The following is an 18,861-nucleotide window of genomic DNA, read 5'->3' as shown; positions in this document are numbered from 1 at the left end:
GCTCAAGAAAATCAGAGGCCCCCCCGCGATTGACCCTCACGTACGCAGGTGATCATCCTCTTGCCGTCATGCTGTCATCGTCTCAGGAATTGTCGCTTTCGGCAAACTTGGAATGGTGGCTTTGCTGCCGCTGTGAAATCCTGATTCAGTCGTCCTAACGGAGGGCGGCGCGACGAGGGGCGAGCGGCGGGTGGCGCAAGAAGCTCTGTTTTACGCCGCGTGAGCATTGGGTGCGCGCTATCGATCGCTTCGTCGAACTTTCGGAGATTCGCGCGCATCTGCGCCCGTTCTACAGCGAGATGGGCCGGCCTTCGGTCGATCCCGAGCCGATGATCCGGATGCTGCTCATCGGCACTGCTTCGGGATCCGCTCGGAGCGTCGGCTCTGTGACGAGGTCCATCTGAACCTGGCCTATCGCTGGTTTTGGCGACTTGGGCTGGAGGGCGATGTTCCCGACCACTCGAACTTTCTCGAAGAACCGGCATGGCCGCTTTCGTGAGAACGATCTCCTAAACGAGCTGTTCGAGAAGACCGTCCCGCGCTGCATCGCGGAAGGGCTGATCCGAGCCGACACGAACAAGCAAGGCTCGGCCGAGGCTTCCCAGCCTGTTGACTGGGACGATCTCGCCCGGTCGCGCCGCTCGGTACGCGAGTATCTCGGCACGCTCGATGAGGCCGCCTGGGGAGCGGCCAACGGGGCCAGGCCGAAGTTCCGCGCTCCGATCCGCCGGCGCAATGGACGGTTCGCCTATGCACCAACTATCTGATCGATCTCGACCATGCCGTCATCGTCGATGTCGAGGCTAAGTCGCTACGAGCTCCCAAGGAGCGACGTCCGAGGGAGGGAGCAGATGATGGCGCCGATTCCGTAGCATGCCGCTGCCCAATGTCGGCCGACTGCGCTTTCAACTAAGCCAATTTGCGCCCAGCTGACCTCATCGAGTGCCAAAGAGTACGCAGAGAACGCAGGCACCCAACGGCATCAACCGCTCATGACAAAGCTGCCAGACCTTGACCCGTTAGAGAACGGTATCGGCGCATGGCGTACACAAACCGGCGGGCGCCTGCGGAGACCCAGCTTACGAAGAGCCCGGCCTCGCTAAAGCGAGGTCGAGCCCTTAATCAGGCGTGGCCGCGCGAGCCTTCCCTCCGGCTGCCGGCGAATGCGGCGACGTCTGGCGCGAGAAGCTCGTGCTTTTCCGCCCATGACGCGAACAAGCCGCGCGCCGTATCCGGTTCAATCTCGCCGCGGATCGCCGCCAGGCAAGCCTTCAGCGCAAAGCCGTGGACCGCATCTCGCCTGCTGATCGGCAAGTCGGCCAGGAACATGTAGGCCTCCATCGCAGAGGCGATTGCCGCCGGATACCCGAGCCCGGTCAGGATCACGACCGGCCTCTCGAAGTCGTCTGATGTCATCATGCAGTCCTCCCCGAACGAGGAGCGATTGCCAAGGTTGCCATAGCCATATCCTCCTGGAAGCAACATGGATCCGGTTTGGTTGATTGCCGCCCGCATCGAGCCGATTGTCATGATCGGCGGCTCCCTGATTCTGGTGAGGGTTTTGCTCAGATCAAGCCCTTGCAGCGATCGATCGGGACGAAGCGCAACTCGTCGCTACTGGAGCCGGAATTCGCCGCTGACCGCACTGAGGTCGGCCGGGCCGATCAGGTCCTTGTGCGCGACGGTGATGCGGAACAGCTTGCCGTCGAGCTTGGTCTGCCAGAAGGCGAGGAACTTGTTGAGCTCGGGGAAGCGCGGGGCGAGGTCGTAGTCCTGCCAGATGTACTCCTGCAGGATCGAAGGGTGGTCGGGCAAGCGGTATAGGATCCCGGCGGTGGTCAATCCGTAGCCGGCGATCTGGCGGGCGAAGTCTGTCGAAACCATTCCTTTCAGCTCCCAGGTTTCACTGTCCCGATGGCAGCGCGTTTCCAACGCCTTGGCAAGCCAAAAAGTTGCGTTTGCGCTGCCTTTTCAGCCTATTAGCACTCAATCAAAAAAAGTGCTGCCGGCCTCTTGAAGGCAAAAATCGGGCAACCCAAATCATCGCGCGGGCACGGCGCCTCAGGGGCGCGCGGAACCTCGCCGCGAGACCCGAACAGGGCCGACCCGCTTTGACATGTGACCGACATGGAAACCGGAGGAACTCATGAAGTTTCGGCCACTGCATGACCGCGTCGTCGTGAAGCGCATCGACGCCGAGGAGAAGACCAAGGGCGGGATCATCATCCCCGACACCGCCAAGGAGAAGCCGCAGGAGGGCGAGGTCGTCGCCGTCGGCGCCGGCGCACGCGACGAGACCGGCAAGCTCGTGCCGCCCGACGTCAAGGTCGGCGACCGCGTGCTCTTCGGCAAATGGAGCGGCACCGAGGTCAAGATCGATGGCCAGGACCTTCTGATCATGAAGGAATCCGACATCATGGGCGTCGTCGAGACGACTGCCGCCCTCAAGAAGGCCGCCTGACGGGGCCTCATCCCCATCATCAACCTGAAACCTCAAGTCTGAAGGAGTGAGGAATCATGGCTGCGAAGGACGTGAAGTTTTCGCAGGACGCGCGCGAGCGGATGCTGCGCGGCGTCGACACGCTGGCGAATGCCGTGAAGGTCACGCTGGGTCCCAAGGGCCGCAACGTCGTGATCGAGAAGTCGTTCGGGGCGCCTCGGATCACAAAGGACGGCGTCACCGTCGCCAAGGAGATCGAGCTTTCCGACAAGTTCGAAAACATGGGCGCCCAGATGGTCCGCGAGGTGGCATCGAAGCAGAACGACGCGGCTGGCGACGGCACGACGACGGCGACCGTGCTCGCCCAGGCGATCGTTCGCGAAGGCGCCAAGGCGGTGGCCGCCGGCATCAATCCGATGGACCTGAAGCGCGGCATCGATTTAGCCGTCGAAGCGATTACGAAGTCGCTCGGCGAGCACTCGAAGACCATCACCGGTTCGGAGGAGGTCGCGCAGGTCGGTACCATCTCCGCCAATGGCGACCGGACGATCGGCGAGATGATCGCCGAGGCGATGAAGAAGGTCGGCAGCGAGGGTGTCATCACCGTCGAGGAAGCCAAGACAGCCGAGACCGAGCTCGACGTCGTCGAAGGCATGCAGTTCGATCGCGGCTATCTCTCGCCTTACTTCGTGACCAACACGGAGAAGATGGTCGCGGAACTGGAAGACCCCTACATCCTGATCCACGAGAAGAAGCTCTCGGGACTCCAGACGATGCTGCCGCTACTGGAAGCGGTGGTGCAGACTGGCAAGCCGCTGCTGATCGTGGCGGAGGATGTCGAGGGCGAGGCCCTGGCCACGCTCGTCGTCAACAAGCTCCGCGGCGGCCTCAAGATCGCTGCCGTCAAGGCTCCGGGTTTCGGCGACCGCCGCAAGGCCATGCTGGAGGACATCGCGATCCTGACCGGCGGCACCGCGATCAGCGAGGATCTCGGCATCAAGCTGGAGACCGTCACACTCGACATGCTCGGCCGGGCCAAGAAGGTCCGCATCGAGAAGGAGAACACGACCATCGTTGACGGGGCCGGTGCGAAGGTCGAGATCGACGCCCGCGTAGCCCAGATCAAGGCCCAGATCGAGGATACCACCTCGGACTACGACCGCGAAAAGCTGCAGGAGCGTCTGGCCAAGCTCGCCGGCGGCGTCGCGGTGATCCGCGTCGGCGGCGCGACCGAGGTCGAGGTCAAGGAGAAGAAGGATCGCGTCGACGATGCCCTGAACGCGACCCGCGCTGCGGTGGAAGAAGGCATTCTGCCCGGCGGCGGCGTCGCGCTCCTGCGCGCGGTCAAGGCGCTCGAAGGTGTCGTGCCCAGCAATGAAGACCAGAAGACCGGCATCGAGATCGTCCGCAAGGCGATCACTGCCCCGGCCCGCCAGATCGTCGAGAATGCCGGCGGGGATGGCGCGGTCGTGGTCGGCAAGCTGCTGGAGTCTACGGATTACGCCTGGGGCTACGATGCCCAGACCGGCGAGTATGGCGATCTGGTCAAAGCCGGCATCATCGACCCGACCAAGGTCGTGCGCACGGCGATCCAGGATGCGGCATCGGTCGCGGGCTTGCTGATCACCACCGAGGCGATGAACGCCGAGGCGCCGAAGAAGGATCCGGCGCCGGCCATGCCCGCCGGTGGCATGGACTATTGAGCATGGAGGGCGCCGCTTCGGCGGCGCCCTCTTCCAGCGCCGCGATCTCCCGGCACGCCGAGGCAAAGCCATGCCCTTTTCAACGTTGACCGATCCCGTCGATCTGGCCCGTGCCGAGGCCGCACTCGAAAAGGCATGGGCCGAACTCAAGCCGTCGCTTCCGGAAGGCTCTCGCGAACACGAGCGAAACAACCTCGCATATATCGTTGCTTCGCTGGTTCCTCTGGCGCTCGACGAGGATGATCTCGCAGAGCGTGCGATCGATCGGTTTCGCGAGAAAGCCTAGTCGAGAGCCCCCCGGGAAAGCCCCTGCATTCGTCTCAATCGCATCTGGCATCCGACATGACCGACGGCCCGCAGCAACCTAAGGACATCGCCCCTTCCGACCACTTCAAGGCTCTCATCACCAACGCCGAAAGCGCGACATATGGATTGAAGGATAACCTCTTGGCCGTCATGACACGGGATGGATCGGCAAGTTGGCAGACCGTCGCCGCCCATGTCGAGGCCCAATTGCCCGGCGCGGGCGAGTTCGCGACCGCGCGGTTGAACGCCATACTTGCTCTGATCAGGACGCTTTCCAACCGACAAGCGTCGGGGAGCCGATGAGTTCCGCTCCCAATCGTCGCCCCGACCGGCTAGCTTGCCGCGTTTCCGCGGGATATCGCTCTCTGCCAGGAACTCCCTGCCGCCCCGTCTCTTCGAGAAACCCCGATGACAACGACCGCCACCACAGCCGAGCATCGCAGCTTCGAAGCCGACGTCTCTCGCCTGCTCCATATGATGGTGCATTCGGTCTATTCCGACCGGGACGTTTTCCTGCGCGAGCTGATCTCGAACGCAGCCGACGCTTGCGAGAAGCTGCGCTACGAAGCGATCGGCAAGCCCGAGCTTCTGGGAGAAGAGCCTAAGCTTGCGATCACCATCTCGGCCGAACCGGAGGCCGGCAAGCTGACCATTGCCGACAACGGCATCGGCATGAGCCATGACGAGATGATCGAGGCCCTCGGCACGATCGCCCGTTCCGGCACGCGTAGCTTCATGGAGCGGGTCGCGACCGCCGATGGCAAGGACGGCGCGCAGCTCATCGGCCAGTTCGGCGTCGGCTTCTATTCCGCCTTCATGGTCGCCGCGAAGGTCGAGGTCGTCAGCCGCCGGGCCGACAGCGCCGAAGCCTGGACCTGGTCCTCGGACGGCAAGGGCGAGTTCACGGTGGCGCCAGCGGCGCTGGACGAGGCTCCGTCTCGCGGGACGCGCGTGACGCTTCACCTGATGGAGGATGCCAAGTCCTAATGCCGAGCGCTGGACGCTGGAGCGCATCGTCAAAGAACAGTCCGGCCATGTGCCCATCCCGATTTCACTCATTACGGAGCCGGGAGCAGACGCCGTCGCCCTCTCCGACGGGGCCGCGCTTTGGACCAAGCCCAAGAGCGAGATCACCAAGGACGAATACGCCGATTTCTACCGCAGCGTTGCGGGGCAATATGACGAGCCGGCCGCTACGATCCATTTTCGCGCTGAAGGCCTGCACGAATATACAGCGCTGGCCTTCGTCCCGGGTGCGCGCCCCTTTAACCTCTTCGACGCCGACCGCAAGGGGCGGATCAAGCTCTATGTGAAGCGCGTCTTCATCACGGAGGAGGCCGAACTCCTGCCGCGCTACCTGCGCTTCGTACGCGGCATCGTCGACACCGCCGACCTGCCGCTCAACGTCTCCCGCGAGATGATCCAGGACAGCCCGCTGCTCGGCGCGATCAAAAAGGGCGTCACCAACCGTGTCCTCTCCGATCTCGCGAAGCTGGCCGAGCAGGATCCGGACACGTTCCGGCTGATCTGGGAAAATTTCGGCTTCGTCATCAAGGAAGGGCTCTATGAGGATTTCGCTCGCCGGGATCAAATTCTAAGCCTCGCGCGCTTCCGCACGACGGCTTCAGGTGAAAGCTGGCGTAGTCTGAAGGACTATGTCGGTGCGCTGAAAGAGAACCAGACGGCGATCTATTACATCGCCGGCGACAATGCCTCCCGGATCGCCAGCTCCCCGCAGCTCGAAGGCTTCCGGGCGCGCGGTATCGAGGTGCTGCTTCTCTCCGATCCGATCGACAGCTTCTGGGCGTCGGCCGCGCCGGATTTCGAAGGCAAGCCGTTCAAGTCGGTGACGCAAGGTGCCGCCGATCTCGGTCTCATCCCGCTGCTCGACGGCGCGGCGCCTCCTTCCGCAGAAACGAATGAGAAGATCACCTCTCTTCTCACGTCGATGAAGGAGATTCTGGCCGAGGAGGTCGCGGATGTCCGATCCTCAGACCGATTGACCGAGAGCGCGGTCTGCCTTGTTGCGTCGGACAAGGGGCCGGATCGCCAATTCGAACGCCTGCTCAGCGCCGCGGGCCGTGTCGAAAGCGCGGCCAAGCCGATACTCGAGGTCAACCCGCGCCATGCGATGGTCTCGGCCGTCGCGTCTATCGAAGATGGTGCCCTGCGCGCTGACATCGCTCATCTTCTCCTCGACACCGCCCGCGTGCTCGATGGCGAGCCCCCCGCCGATGCGAGCGGTTTCGCCGAACGGGTTGGCAGAGTGGTCGCGAGAGCCACGGCAAAGGCTGAATGATGCAATTTGAGATGAGCGCGGACAGGTCCTACCTACTTTCTTCGGTCTAGCAGCGCGGCGAGCGGGGGAGCTTTCCGCTGCGCTGCTAGCACGTGCATAGTCCGCTTCCTGGCGCTGAGTTGAAGTCGGCTCTTGGCGCTGAGTGCTGGCTAGCTCCTAGCGGCATTGGCAGTTGCCAGCGAGGATTGGTGGCAGTTGCTCGCTCGTGGTGTCTTTGCTGCAGCTGCGGCGAATGCTGGCCTGCAGAGGAGACCGAAGCAGTCCGTCTTTCCCTGGAAGGAATGACGGATGATTGTCTCGACGAGGATTCGATCATCGACCCGTACGTCTGAGGCGCTTCGGCGTTGCACCGCGACAGCATCGGAAGAGGGGTCGTGCTTAAGTCATGTCGACGCTGCGCCGCTTCCTGACATTGGCTGCCGCTGGAAAGCGGACGTTAGCCGCGTCGGCAGGCCGCGCGAGTTCGAACTTAAAGTTTCGGATCCAAAGCGTCCCGTAGTCCGTCGCCAATAAAATTGAACGATGTCACCGCGAGCGTGATTGCGGCACCGGGGATGATCGCGAGCCAAGGGGCGCTGGTCAGATAGCTCTGTGCGCTTTCAAGCATGTTACCCCAACTCGGAGTCGGCGGCTGGATGCCGAAGCCCAGAAACGAGATATAGCTCTCGGCAAGGATCGCGTGTGCGACATTCAGCGTGGCTGCAACGACGATGGGCGCCACGGCATTGGGCAGCAACTCCCGCAGCATGATGCGCCGGCTACTGGCGCCGAACGAGACAGCAGCCTGGGCGAACTCGCGGGTCTTGAGGGATCGGATCTGAGCCTCGACGACGCGCGCGACCTCCATCCAGGATGTCATGGCAATCAGGATCACGATCGACGGCACAGAAGGCGAGACCAGCGCCGAGATCGCCAGCAGCAGGAAGATCGACGGAAAGCACAGCATCGCGTCGACGAAGCGCATGAGGACTGCGCCAACGGCCCCCTCATAGAAGCCGGCGACCATTCCGACGACAATGCCGATGCACATTGCGATGAGCATGGCGGAGAAGCCGACCGCGAGCGAGATGCGGCCTGCCATCAGGAGACGGGCGAGAATGTCGCGACCGAGCGGGTCGGTTCCCAGAATGTGCGGACCTGAGAAAGGCACTGCGAAGCGCGAGCGAATGTCGATGAAGGTGTCCGTATAAGGCAGAAGCATGGGACCGAACACGCAGGCGAGCGTCAGCAAGACGATCGTGAGGGTACCGAAGACGGCCAGCTTGTGACGACGGAACCGCCGGAAACCAGGGCTGGTCCAGAAACCCGGGGCCGGGCCGAGCGAAACCTCGCTCACGAATGGCGCGCCGCTCATCACCGGCTCCCGGAAATACGTGGGTCAGCGACCCCGTAAAGCAGATCGGCGATCAATGAGCCCAGGAGCACCAGAACCGCTGAGAACATCAGAATGCCCATCACGACGGGGTAGTCGCGATAGCTGATGGAATCGAGGAAAAGGCGCCCCATGCCAGGCCAGGCAAACACGGTTTCCGTCACCAGGGCGCCTGATAGCAACGTTGGAACGTGCAGACCGGTGATGGTGATCATCGGGAGCAACGCGTTCCGGAGTGCGTGCCGCACCAGGATCTGACGCTCGGGAACGCCTTTAGCACGAGCCGTGCGGATGTAGTCCTGGTTGACGACATCCAGCATCGAGGAGCGCATGTATCGGCTCCAGACCGCCGTTGAAACCAGGGCCAGCACGATGCAGGGCCCGATCAGGTGATGCACCTGGTTGAGCAGAGAGCCGTCGCCGACCGTGTAGCGGTTGCCGGCCGGGAGCCAGCCGAGACCGACAGAAAAGACGTAGATCACGACGAGGCCGAACCAGAAGGTCGGGATCGAGAGGGCGACCATCGCCCCGACGGTCGCCATCGCGTCGAAGAGCGAATAGCGCTTGATCGCCCCGAGGATGCCGACCCAGGCGCCGATCGCCATGGCGAGCAGCGTCGAGGTCAGCATCAGTTCGAAGGTCGCTCCCAGATGCGATGTGATGACGTGCAGTACCGGCTGCTGATCGCGATAGGAGCGGCCCCAATCGCCGCTCAGCATGCGCCAGAGCCACTCGATGTACTGGATCGGCAACGGCCGGTTCAGGCCGAGCTGTTCCGCGATCCGGTCCAGATCGGCCTGGGTCATGTCGCCGCCCGCGGCGAACTGGGACAGCGGGCCACCGGGCGCCAGATGCAAGATCGCGAAGCCGATCATCGAGACGATGAGCAGCAGCAATAGCGATTGGCCCAGTCGACGGATGAGAAATCCGATCAAGACACCGCTCTCCCAGCTTTGCTCATTAGGTCATTTCGCCCAGTACCAGTTGCCCATGTTCCAGGCGTTCTGGCGTTGGTTGATGTTGGGGCGATAGCCGATGAGGCCTTCCTTGACGCCCTCGATCGGCGCGTACTGGAAGATCGGCAGGATCGGCAGCTCCTCGCGGACGATCTCCTGAAGCTTCAGGTAGATTGCTTTGCGCTTCTCTTGGTCGAAGGTTTCCTGCCCTTGCTTCATCAGCGCGTCGGCCTCGGCGTTCTCCCACTGCATGTAGTTGCCGCCGCTGCCGCCCTTAACCGGGATAGCGTCGGAAGCGAAACGCGAGGCCGGGTCGGGATCGACGCCCGTCCGGAAGGTCGTCCCGACCAGCAAGGACTCGAATTTCGAGCGAACGTAGAACTCGCCCCAGATCACTGCCGCCGGCATATTGTTGATGGTCATCTTGGCGCCGATTTGCTGCCAGTCCTGCTGCATGAGCTGCTGGCACTGTTCACGGAGCTGATTGCCCGTCGTCGTCGAGACGGCGAATTCGAGCGGCACGCCATTCTTCATTCGCGTGCCCGAACCGGAACGTTTCCAACCCGCGTCATCGAGAAGCTTGTTGGCCCTGTCGAGGTCGCGCTTTTGAGTCGGCAGGCTCGGATTGAACGCCCAGGACTCCCGCGGCGCGAAGGACTCTGTCGGCTTGGGAACGCCGTAATAGATCGCGTCGATGATCGCCTGCTTGTCCATCGCAGCATAGAGCGCCTGGCGCACTGCTTTCTCGGCAAAGGCCTTGTTGCCGAGGTTCGGCATGATGATTTCGAGGTTGCCGCTGGGCGCGACCGCCACGTTTCGCCCCGGAAGCTTGATCGCCTCCTGGTAGAAGTTGGCGGGAATGCCCGAGATGATGACGAGGTCGACCTGACCGGTGCGGAACTGGGCGTAGAGCGCCGTCATGTCCGGTACGTATTTCAGTACGGCCTTTTCGAGATAGGGTCCGTCGCGGTGATAACTCTCGTTTGCGACGAGCGTGATGTTGTCGCCGGGTTGGCGCGTGCCCCAGCGAAAAGGGCCGGTTCCTACGGGGGCGTTGTTGAACGCCGCCGTGTTCGGATCCCCTGCCTTCCCGAGAATATGCTTGGGCACGATGTGCGTGTTGGCGAGCATCGCCAGGTATGGCGCGTAGGCTTTCTCCATTCGCCAGGCGATCTCGTGCGGCCCCTTGACCACGATGTCCTTCACGAAGGCGTGGCCGACGCGCGTGCGGGCCTTGAAGCCGGGAGTGTTGATCAGTTCGAGCGAGTACTTGACGTCCTCGGCGGTAAACGGCGTGCCATCGTGCCACTTTACGTCATTGCGTAGTTTCACCGTCCAGGCGAGACCGCCCTCAGCAATGCCGCCATTCGCTTCGCTCGGAACTTCGACCGCAAGATCCGGCTTGAGGCTGCCATCCGGCTCTGCGACCCAGAGCGAGTTGAACACGCTCGTCCAGACCACCTCGTCGACTTCCACGCCAGGCATCAGAGGATTGAACGCGACTGGCTCCTGCGAAAGGCCGACGACGACCACCCCTTTCGGCTTCGCGGGAGGCGGGGGATTGGGCTTGCCTGAAGTCTGAGCCTGCGCGCCGAAGCTAGTGGCAGCAGCGAGTGCTCCGGCGCCAAGCCCGAATAGATCACGGCGATTGAGGTCAAATGGCCAGCCAGCCCGGTTGATCGTCATATTTTTATCTCCCCTTCCAAAGCGCCCGGCGGTCGCTTCCGGCTGATGATCGAGCATCAGAATACTGAACCTAGTGGCCAAAACGTTGTCGACCTGGTTCACTTTGGACGAAAATTTTCATCATCGATGCCTGGCGTCAAGCATATTCTGGGCGGCGCAGCGGCGGTGAGGCGACCGAATTATTTCTAAAGTGATGATACCAAACAGCTTTAATCGCTAGGTCGCATAAATTCAGTATAATGGTTGCGCCCGTTCACTCCTCATCATATCGTCTTCTGATCACTCTTAGCCGTGAGCCCCCATGTCGGATGCCATTCAGACTGCCGAAAGCCTCGAATCCGAGACCGAAGAGCAGTTGGAAAATCAAAGGATCGGCCGCCGCCTTCGCGCTCTGCGCACGGAGCGTGGCATGACCATTCTTGAGATGGCGGCGAAGGCTGGGGTTTCGGCAGGCAGCATCAGCCAGATCGAGCGCGGTGCAACTAACCCCTCAATCAGCACATTGCAGAAGCTTCGTGCCGCGCTTGGCGTGACGCTGTGGTCATTCCTTGAGAGCGAGGCCGAAGCTCCGCGCGAGAACCCCTATGTTCGACGTCCTGGCGAGCGACCTAAGATCGTCGTCGGCGGGAGCCATTTCACCAAAGAACTGCTTTCGCCCCGCGACAACAATCAGCTCCGCTTCATGATCCTCACTGTGCCGCCCGGAGCCCAGAGCATGGATGTGCTCACTGGGCCGGGCGACAAGGCCGGCTACGTGACGTCGGGCAACGTCGATCTGACGGTGGGAGAAGAAGTCTTTCAGCTCGCAGAAGGCGACAGCTTCCAGTTTCCGAGCACGATCCCACACTACCTCACCAACCGCTCGGGCAGTGAGGCAAGGCTGATTTGGATCATCAACATCCGAGAATCGCACCTTTAGGGCGATAGCGTCGGGCCGCGTGAGGCTGCCCATTCTTCTAAACTGTCACGAGGAATCATGATTACGCGTCACGAAGTCACCGGCCGCCTCAGCAAGGTGCTGGTTGCGAACGGGTTCGCTTTCCTGTCCGGCCTGACCGCCAAGGACCGCAGCGGCGGCGTCAAGGAACAGACCGCCGACATCCTCGCCCAGATCGACAACTACCTGGCGATGGCCGGCACCGACAAAACGCGCATCGTTGTCGCCAACATCTGGCTCAAGGACGTCAGCACCTTCAATGAAATGAACGCGGCATGGGAAGCCTGGGTCGACCCCAAGCAGCCCCCGGCTCGCGCCACGGTGGAGTCGAAGCTGGCTGCCGACGACATCCTCGTCGAAATCCAGGTTCAGGCGCTCGTCTGAGCTCATAAGCCCTTCGCCGTGTCGCACGGTGGAGGGCATCGACCTTCCGCTTCAATTCGCCTCGCCATTCGGTGCACAGCCATGTCGCAGCCATCCGTCTATCCATCGGTTTCCCCCGGGGATCCTTCCTGGTGGTTCAGCGACGCGCTTCGCGCGGAGGGCGGCGAGAAGCCCTCGCCTTCGCTTTCCGGCCAGATCACTGTCGACATCGCAATTGTGGGCGGAGGGTTCACCGGGCTTTGGACGGCTCTGGCTTTGCGCGAGCGCGCGCCGAAGCTCTCGATCGCGCTGATCGAGGCCTCTCTTTGTGGCTCCGGCGCCAGCGGCAAGAATGGTGGGAAGGTCCATGGATACTGGGCCTCGCTTGCCGGCATGGCGGCCAACATCGGCGCTGATGGCGCACTTGCTGTTGCACGAGCCGGTACGCGTGCCCAGGACGCGATACGGGCCTTTGCTACAGCTCCCGGGCGCGATGTCTGGTGGCGCGAGTCGGGCAATGTTCGTGTGTCAGCTGCCCCTGCGCAGGATGCGAAGATCCAGCTTTATGTCGGAACGGCAAAGCGTCTCGGCGTGCCCGACAGCGCGCAGGCGCTGACGCCAGAGCAGGTGGCCGACTATTGCCGCTCGCCGGTATTCCGCGGTGGCCTATACCTGCCGGAAGGCGCTAACGTGCATCCTGCTCGGTTGGCGCGGGCGCTGCGGAAAGCTGCCATTGAGGCTGGCGTCGCAATTTACGAGAACACGCCGATGACCGGGCTCGACCCCGGTTCGCCAAACCGGATCTCTACGCCGGCCGGCGAGATCATCGCTCGCGAAGTCGTCCTCGCGACGAACATCGAATTGGCGAAGCGCCCAGAGGTAAGCCCGCATGTCAGCGTGTTCTCGTCTTACGCGCTGATGACCGCGCCGGCGCCCGAGAAGCTAGCTGCGATGGGCTGGAACCTCGACCAGGGGCTCGCGGACTTACGCATGTTCGTCCACTACTTCCGAAAGACCGTAGATGGCCGCATCCTGATGGGATCCGGTTCCGGGCCGATCAGCTTCGCCGGAAACACCAGGAATCCTGCATTGACCACTGACCGCGGTTCGGCGGCGCGAGCCGAGAGAGGACTGCGCAGGCTGTTGCCTGGTTTGGCTGATGTCCCCGTTGAAAAGGTGTGGGGCGGCGGCATCGACGTTTCGTCCGACCGGCTGCCTTTCTTCCGGACAGTGGCAGGTGCACGCATCCACTATGGAGCAGGCTACTCCGGCCACGGCGTCAACCCGAGCTACATGGGCGGACAATGCTTGGCCTCGCTTGTACTAGGCGTGAAGGATGAATGGTCGACGCTGCCCCTGTGCACGCGCGACGTCCCTAAATTGCCACCCGAACCCTTCAGAGCTGTTGGCGGTAGGCTCGTGCGCTGGGGTATTATCGGTTGCGAGGAGGCAGAGGAGCGTGGCGATCGGGCAGGCGTCATGATGCGCGTGGCCGCCGCGGTCCCGAAGGTATTCGGCCTTCGGATCGGCACGCGTTAGCTCGCAAATGAAGCCCGACCTCCCCCTGCAGGGCTGGTGTCGGCGTTGCCAACCGGGCCTGCCAGGTAGCAAGCCTTCCCAAGGGTGTTCGAGGTCTGGCGCCATTTCCTGAACTCAAGAATGTCCGGTTCCGGGGGCAGTCTGGGCGCGATGCCAACGCGCGAAGGGGGGCATTCTCGGACTCTGCGCTCTCGTGGTTTGGCTCGAATGCTCATGCTACCGCTTGCGCGACGACTTCTGCGAAAGCCTCCGGATCGATCGCCTTGCCGAACAAGAAGCCCTGCCCCAAGTGGCATCCCAGATCTTGCAGCCGCGCGCATTCCTCTGGCGTCTCTATGCCTTCCGCAACGACCTGGAAACCAAGCTCATTGGACAGGCGAACAATTGCTTCGATAATGATCGTTTTCGATCGGCTCTGCTCAAGTCCGCGGATGAAGCTGCGATCGATCTTGAGTTCCGTGATGGGAAACTCCTCCAAATAGCGCAGATTGGCGTATCCGGTTCCAAAATCATCGATCGAGAGGCCAACGCCAAGGTCCCGCAGGCGCGTCATGATAGCTATCATCGCGGGCGAGCTCTCCGCCATGTTGCTCTCCGTTAGCTCAAGCGTGATCCAGCGAGGATCGACGCCGCTCGCCGAAATAACCTCGTTCACGAATCCAGGCATGTCCCGATGCCTGAACTCTATGGCTGACACGTTGATTGACACGTTGAGCGCACGACTGCGCGCTCGATTAATTCGGGCGGCGAAGTCTGCTACGGCGTGGAGACCACGCCTGCTAATCTCGAGGATAAGCCCCGTGTCCTCCGCATGGGTGATGAAGCTACCGGGCATCTGCGTGCCGAATAGGCCGTGGCGCCAGCGCAGCAAGGCCTCGGCCCCCGCGATGGCCCCTGTCGAGAGATCAATCTTGGGCTGATATTGAAATCCGAATTCGTCGTTTGTCAGCGCATGCTGCATCTCGCTGGTCATCCGGATGCGATTGCGACTGCGCATCTCATCCTCGGCTTTGAACTCAGACGCCTCGAGAAAGTTGCTGGACTTGGAGCGTCGCAGGGCGGAGTCGGCCTGGCGCATCAGCTTCGTCGCGTCCAAAGTCGAAAGGCCGACGACAAAGCCAATGGCAAAGCGAATATTGATTGTCGCTCCCGCTACGAGGAATTCTGGCGCTAGAGCAGAGCGGATCAAATTGATCGTTTCTGGGGTGTTATTTTGGTGCCCTAGCGGCTGCGCGATCGCGAATTCATTGGATCCCGTTCGTGAAACGATCGAGAAACCCACGCTCCGGATGCGCTTGGCAATTTGTGTCAAAACCTCATCACCGGCATCGTAACCATAGCCAGAGTTGATATCATGAAACCCGGCAACATCGAGCTTGGCGACCAGCAGAGACTCTGATTTCACCACTGCAAGACGATTGAGCTCATCCGCGAACGCATTGCGATTGAGCGCGCCGGTTAAATGATCGAGACGTGCATTTTGTTCGACGCGATCCAGGGCGCATTTCCGCACTGTTACGTCACGCATCAGGCCAAGGTAGTGAGCAGGCCGGCCATCAACAATATTGATTGGTTCGATCCTAAGTTCATTCCAAAACATTTCTCCGTCTTTTCGATAATTTCTAAGCGTTACGCAAACGCTGCGTCCGCTATCTATCGCTTCTCGAAGATATTTAATTTCGGGCTGAAGCCTATCTCGTCCCTGAAGGTAGCGACAGTTTTTTCCAATTGCTTCGCTCTCGGTATACCCAGTTATACGCTCAAACGCCGGATTTACATATATCAGTGGACAATCCCTTTCCCGAAGATCGCCAACGAGCACTCCATCTGTCGATAGGTCAAGCAGGCTCGTCAAATCCGGTTTGAGGGCGATGTGATCATAGCCACATCCACGCTGCTCATTCTGGAGGTCGGATTTATCCAAGTCTGGTTCGTGAATCTCGTTCATGTCGAACTGAAGCCATGTTTGTGATTTCAAGAACCTTAGTCGATTTGTACGCCGGGCGATCGGCTCTGCGGGCATTAATGATCGGCCGTCGTTGCCAGTCAGGAGGCTGAAGTGGAGTTGATATTCTCGACGGCGGACGTTCCTCGTCGCAACCGGTTTGACTACTGGCATAGCGTCGCGTGCCAGAACGTGATCCATCACGATTCAAAGCCGCGCTGCCTGCCGGAATTTCATGCAGAGCTTCGGTCGAGCGCTCTCGCTGACCTCGGCTTAGTCGAATTCAGCAATGCGGCGATGACGGTCGTTCACAGCGCCGCACACGCTGCAAATGCGAATTCCGATGAAGTCCTGATCTGCCGCCAAGCCGCGGGTCGTTTGATCCTGGAACAGGAGGGGCGAGATGCCTTGCTTCATCCTGGAGACATAACAGTCCTCGATCCGTGCCTGCCCTACACGGGGGAGTTCTCGGCCGGTTCGCGACTGCTGGTAGTCAAAGTGCCGAGGCGACAACTGGAAGCGCACTTGGGCTCCTTACGAGCGATCACTGCCCGCACCCTTCGGCCGGTTGAAGCCGAGGTCGGATTGACCTCGAGTTTTCTGGCAATGCTGCCATCGTTCGTCGCCAGCTTGCACCCATTGGCCCAAGAAACCATTCGGAACCAGACGCTGGAACTGATCACACTGTCGCTGGAAAAAGCGGGGGGCATGAACGGGAGGAGCGCCTCGTCAGCGCGTGCGCTGGTCCGTATGAAAGTACGTGCCGCAATTGAAGCGCGCCTGCCTGATCCGAAGATAGATCTGGCATCGGTCGCGGCGGCGGCCGGTGTGAGCGTGCGGTACGCCAATGCTGCGCTGTCAGATGAAAACACGTCGATCTCGCGCATTATCCAGGAAAGGCGGCTGGCGCGCTGTAGGAAAGCCCTCGAAGATCTTGCACAATCGCACCGGACCGTGAGTGATATTGCTTACAATTGGGGATTCTCGGACATGACCCATTTCGGCCGCAAGTTCAAGGCAGCTTTTGGCCAACTGCCCAGCGAATATCGCCGCTCGTTGAGCGAGGCGGGTGGGCCGAAGACAACCGACGCGACGTGAGGCGCGCCATCGCGTTTTGGAAAAAAACCGGCCGCTGTTCTGGAAAACGCACCCGCGTTATTTTTAGCACGTGGATCGTGAGGCGCCTTTTCGTTGCCGTTTGGTTGATGTCAGGTTTCGGGCAGGCACCCCATGTCCGGAAGTGGCGCGCAACGACATTCGATGGTCTCCCCACCGACAGGTCCAGGGAAAGACACTGGCGGGTCGATCGGAATGCGGGTCAGACCGCACGGGGCACCTTGCGGCGCCAGCCTACCAAACGGTCGATCGGTATTTGAGACAGACCGCCCGGGAACTGGCCTCGATCTATTTACTGTCCGAATGGTGCAGCAGGGCATCCGGCTTTCCCGGCGCCAGATCGTCATCATCAGCGCATCGGTCACGAGCCCGGCGGTCATCGCGGCCTTCATCGACCAGCCCACCCCCCGGCGGGAGAAGAGGTCGATGACGGCTGCAACGTAAAGCCATCCCTCTGCGGCCAGATGTAGGCGAAGTCGGCGATCCAGCGCTGGTGGGCCGTTCGGCGTGGAACTCCCGGCCGAGCGTATTCGGCGCGAACGTCGACATCTGGCCGTCGTCCTTGGGCTGGCTGCGCCGACGCGGCCAGGCGGACCGCCTCGATCTTGAACTCACGCCCAAATTGTCTTCGCCGCATACGCCATCTCCGGCTTCATAAAACACCCAATCTCGGTGTCCACGACCGGCAGCAGGCCAGGATGCGTCATGCTTGTCGAAGCTCAGCCTTCGGCTTGGAATACCGGTTGCACCATAGGTCCGAAGCCGCCGCTTAAGCCGATCGGCTCCGGGCCTTTGATGCTCGCTCGCAGAAATCCTTGCGAATCAGGGCTAGGTCCTTTTCATCAAGCTCCTCGAGGTCCAGCAGTTCCTCGCGCGCTCCTTCGAGCCGAATGATCAGCTCGTCGAGTTTGATCTGCATCGCCGCCGTGTCGCGGTTTTGGCTGTTCTGGATGATGAAGACCATCAGGAATGTAATGATTGTGGTCGAGGTGTTGATGACGAGCTGCCAGGTGTCGTTGAAGCCGAAGATTGGGCCAGAGACAGCCCAAACCAAGATGATGGCGACGGCAGCGAAGAACGTCACAGGTTTCCCGGTCCAGGTCGCAACCGCCTGAGCTAAACGTGTGAAGAGCGAAGCACGATTGTGCTTGCTGGGAAGATGTTCATACTTTGTTGTCATGAATGCCCCCGAAAAGAGGCGCCGCGCTGAGCCCGGCGCCTCCGCGTTCACGCGGCCTTTTTATTCGTCGCCGTGATGCCGAGCTGCGAGAGGACCTTATCCGTCTTCGTTTCCTCGCTAAGCGTCTGATCGAGCAAGGTCACCGCGTCCTTGTGGCCCAGCTGCTGCGCCCATGCCTTCAGCGTTCCATAGCGGGCCATCTCGTAGTGCTCGACCGCCTGGGCTGCGGCAACCAGGCCGGCATCGAGTGCCGGGCTGCCCTCAAACTCCTCGATGATGCTCTTGCCTTCCTCGATGATGCCGAGGATGGCGTCGCAGGTCTTGCCGCGCGGAGCCTTGCCGATGAGATCGAATACCTCGGTGAGGCGCTCGACATGCCCTTCGGTCTCGTCGCGATGAGTTTCGAACGCCTTCTTGAGTTCCGGAGACTGCGCTGCCTTCGCCATCTTTGGCAGCGTCTTCAGGATCTGCTTCTCGGCGTAATAGATGTCCTTGAGCGTGTCCAAAAACAGGTCGTCCAGGGTCTTTTCTTGAGCGGCCATGATCTTCCTCCGGGTTGATGATGGCCGGCAAACCATCTCGGGCACCGCGAGTTCCCGCAGTCCGCCTCTAACGAAATATCACAGCTCAAACCGTCTTTTTTTAATGACTGATGGCGCCTTCCGCAGTGGCGCGTCCTGCTTAGGCAAAGTCTCGAATCGAAGCGAACAAATGCCCGATGCAGACCCATTCGCCATTCTCGAAGACACGCAGGCTATATCGCGAGCGGCGATGGCTTTGGAAATTGCATGGAACTACGTGGAAGTAGGCATCGCACCGGCTGACAAAGTCTGGCACCGTCGGCGTATGCAGTTTGTTGTGATATCGCTTGCGCTTGATGGCGGAGATGATGCGACCGAATTGGCGCATCGAGTGATGCGACGATTTCAGAAAAAGCCTTACCGCCGAACCTGAGCTTTACAGACGATGCGTCGCCCGCCATATCTCGACATCGAGAACAAGCTGGATTAGCGCGCTCC

Annotated in this window: 17 protein-coding genes and 3 pseudogenes; 11 read left to right on the top strand and 9 right to left on the bottom strand. The window is 61.1% G+C overall.

All coding sequences use genetic code 11. The annotated features are described in order from the left end of the window. Window positions 1–190: 190 nt before the first annotated feature. A pseudogene (locus AB4Z16_RS25200) lies at window positions 191–805 on the top strand (transposase); the annotation flags it as partial. Between the two features lie 317 nt (window positions 806–1,122). Here the strand turns inward: AB4Z16_RS25200 and AB4Z16_RS25195 are convergent. Together AB4Z16_RS25195 and AB4Z16_RS25190 are read right to left on the bottom strand one after the other, a co-directional pair. Further along, window positions 1,123–1,530 carry a DUF982 domain-containing protein gene (locus AB4Z16_RS25195; protein ID WP_441514066.1) on the bottom strand — a complete coding sequence of 136 codons (408 nt, stop codon included), beginning with the start codon at window positions 1,528–1,530 and terminating at the stop codon, window positions 1,123–1,125. Between the two features lie 84 nt (window positions 1,531–1,614). Further along, the gene (locus AB4Z16_RS25190; protein ID WP_441514065.1) at window positions 1,615–1,884 is read right to left on the bottom strand and encodes an usg protein; all 270 of its coding nucleotides are present in this window, start codon (window positions 1,882–1,884) and stop codon (window positions 1,615–1,617) included. A gap of 262 nt (window positions 1,885–2,146) precedes the next feature. Here AB4Z16_RS25190 and groES point away from each other — a divergent pair, with 262 nt between their 5' ends. From groES to htpG, 5 genes and pseudogenes are all read left to right on the top strand, one after another. Continuing rightward, the gene (groES, locus tag AB4Z16_RS25185; RefSeq protein ID WP_112765056.1) at window positions 2,147–2,461 is read left to right on the top strand and encodes a co-chaperone GroES; all 315 of its coding nucleotides are present in this window, start codon (window positions 2,147–2,149) and stop codon (window positions 2,459–2,461) included. Between the two features lie 56 nt (window positions 2,462–2,517). After that, a complete protein-coding gene (groL, locus tag AB4Z16_RS25180) occupies window positions 2,518–4,143 on the top strand; it encodes a chaperonin GroEL (RefSeq protein ID WP_441514064.1) in 1,626 nt (541 codons plus the stop codon). A gap of 85 nt (window positions 4,144–4,228) precedes the next feature. Next, complete coding sequence (locus tag AB4Z16_RS25175) at window positions 4,229–4,429, top strand: hypothetical protein (protein WP_441514063.1); 201 nt, start codon at window positions 4,229–4,231, stop codon at window positions 4,427–4,429. A gap of 56 nt (window positions 4,430–4,485) precedes the next feature. Then, window positions 4,486–4,752, top strand: a complete 267-nt coding sequence (locus AB4Z16_RS25170; RefSeq protein WP_441514062.1) for a hypothetical protein — start codon at window positions 4,486–4,488, stop codon at window positions 4,750–4,752. A gap of 105 nt (window positions 4,753–4,857) precedes the next feature. After that, a pseudogene (gene htpG / locus AB4Z16_RS25165) lies at window positions 4,858–6,748 on the top strand (molecular chaperone HtpG). A gap of 469 nt (window positions 6,749–7,217) precedes the next feature. On the opposite strand, the gene AB4Z16_RS25160 reads toward htpG, so the two are convergent. The 3 genes from AB4Z16_RS25160 to AB4Z16_RS25150 are packed head-to-tail and all read right to left on the bottom strand — an operon-like array spanning window position 7,218 to window position 10,762. After that, window positions 7,218–8,102, bottom strand: a complete 885-nt coding sequence (locus AB4Z16_RS25160; RefSeq protein ID WP_441514061.1) for an ABC transporter permease — start codon at window positions 8,100–8,102, stop codon at window positions 7,218–7,220. Further along, a complete protein-coding gene (locus tag AB4Z16_RS25155) occupies window positions 8,102–9,055 on the bottom strand; it encodes an ABC transporter permease (protein ID WP_441514060.1) in 954 nt (317 codons plus the stop codon). The genes AB4Z16_RS25160 and AB4Z16_RS25155 overlap by 1 nt, the downstream gene beginning before the upstream one ends. 30 nt (window positions 9,056–9,085) lie before the next feature. After that, window positions 9,086–10,762, bottom strand: coding sequence for a peptide ABC transporter substrate-binding protein (locus AB4Z16_RS25150; protein ID WP_441514059.1), 1,677 nt, complete (start codon window positions 10,760–10,762; stop codon window positions 9,086–9,088). 301 nt (window positions 10,763–11,063) lie between these two features. Between AB4Z16_RS25150 and AB4Z16_RS25145 the strand changes: the two genes are divergently transcribed. From AB4Z16_RS25145 to AB4Z16_RS25135, 3 genes are all read left to right on the top strand, one after another. Beyond that, on the top strand, window positions 11,064–11,681 hold the full coding sequence (locus AB4Z16_RS25145; protein ID WP_441514058.1) for a helix-turn-helix domain-containing protein: 618 nt from the start codon (window positions 11,064–11,066) through the stop codon (window positions 11,679–11,681). A 57-nt stretch (window positions 11,682–11,738) separates the two neighbouring features. Beyond that, complete coding sequence (locus tag AB4Z16_RS25140) at window positions 11,739–12,083, top strand: RidA family protein (protein ID WP_441514057.1); 345 nt, start codon at window positions 11,739–11,741, stop codon at window positions 12,081–12,083. 81 nt (window positions 12,084–12,164) lie between these two features. Further along, window positions 12,165–13,601: an NAD(P)/FAD-dependent oxidoreductase gene (locus AB4Z16_RS25135; RefSeq protein ID WP_441514056.1), complete on the top strand. Its 1,437-nt coding sequence runs from the start codon at window positions 12,165–12,167 to the stop codon at window positions 13,599–13,601. Between the two features lie 211 nt (window positions 13,602–13,812). Here the strand turns inward: AB4Z16_RS25135 and AB4Z16_RS25130 are convergent, their stop codons facing one another. Beyond that, the gene (locus tag AB4Z16_RS25130; protein ID WP_441514055.1) at window positions 13,813–15,549 is read right to left on the bottom strand and encodes a putative bifunctional diguanylate cyclase/phosphodiesterase; all 1,737 of its coding nucleotides are present in this window, start codon (window positions 15,547–15,549) and stop codon (window positions 13,813–13,815) included. Between the two features lie 111 nt (window positions 15,550–15,660). Between AB4Z16_RS25130 and AB4Z16_RS25125 the strand changes: the two genes are divergently transcribed. Beyond that, a complete protein-coding gene (locus AB4Z16_RS25125; RefSeq protein WP_441514054.1) occupies window positions 15,661–16,644 on the top strand; it encodes an AraC-like ligand-binding domain-containing protein in 984 nt (327 codons plus the stop codon). A 315-nt stretch (window positions 16,645–16,959) separates the two neighbouring features. On the opposite strand, the pseudogene AB4Z16_RS25120 reads toward AB4Z16_RS25125, so the two are convergent. The 3 genes and pseudogenes from AB4Z16_RS25120 to AB4Z16_RS25110 all read right to left on the bottom strand — a co-directional run. Further along, window positions 16,960–17,253 (bottom strand): annotated as a pseudogene (locus AB4Z16_RS25120) (DDE-type integrase/transposase/recombinase); the annotation flags it as partial. A gap of 178 nt (window positions 17,254–17,431) precedes the next feature. Beyond that, window positions 17,432–17,842: a low affinity iron permease family protein gene (locus AB4Z16_RS25115; RefSeq protein ID WP_441514053.1), complete on the bottom strand. Its 411-nt coding sequence runs from the start codon at window positions 17,840–17,842 to the stop codon at window positions 17,432–17,434. A gap of 47 nt (window positions 17,843–17,889) precedes the next feature. Then, window positions 17,890–18,384 carry a YciE/YciF ferroxidase family protein gene (locus AB4Z16_RS25110; protein ID WP_441514052.1) on the bottom strand — a complete coding sequence of 165 codons (495 nt, stop codon included), beginning with the start codon at window positions 18,382–18,384 and terminating at the stop codon, window positions 17,890–17,892. Here AB4Z16_RS25110 and AB4Z16_RS25105 point away from each other — a divergent pair. After that, window positions 18,383–18,796 carry a hypothetical protein gene (locus AB4Z16_RS25105; protein WP_441514051.1) on the top strand — a complete coding sequence of 138 codons (414 nt, stop codon included), beginning with the start codon at window positions 18,383–18,385 and terminating at the stop codon, window positions 18,794–18,796. The genes AB4Z16_RS25110 and AB4Z16_RS25105 overlap by 2 nt on opposite strands. Window positions 18,797–18,861 lie beyond the last annotated feature (65 nt).

It is taken from the genome of Allobosea sp. TAF32 (assembly GCF_052113585.1).
Taxonomy (GTDB): domain Bacteria; phylum Pseudomonadota; class Alphaproteobacteria; order Rhizobiales; family Beijerinckiaceae; genus Allobosea.
This window is presented reverse-complemented; position numbering and strand designations above follow the sequence as displayed.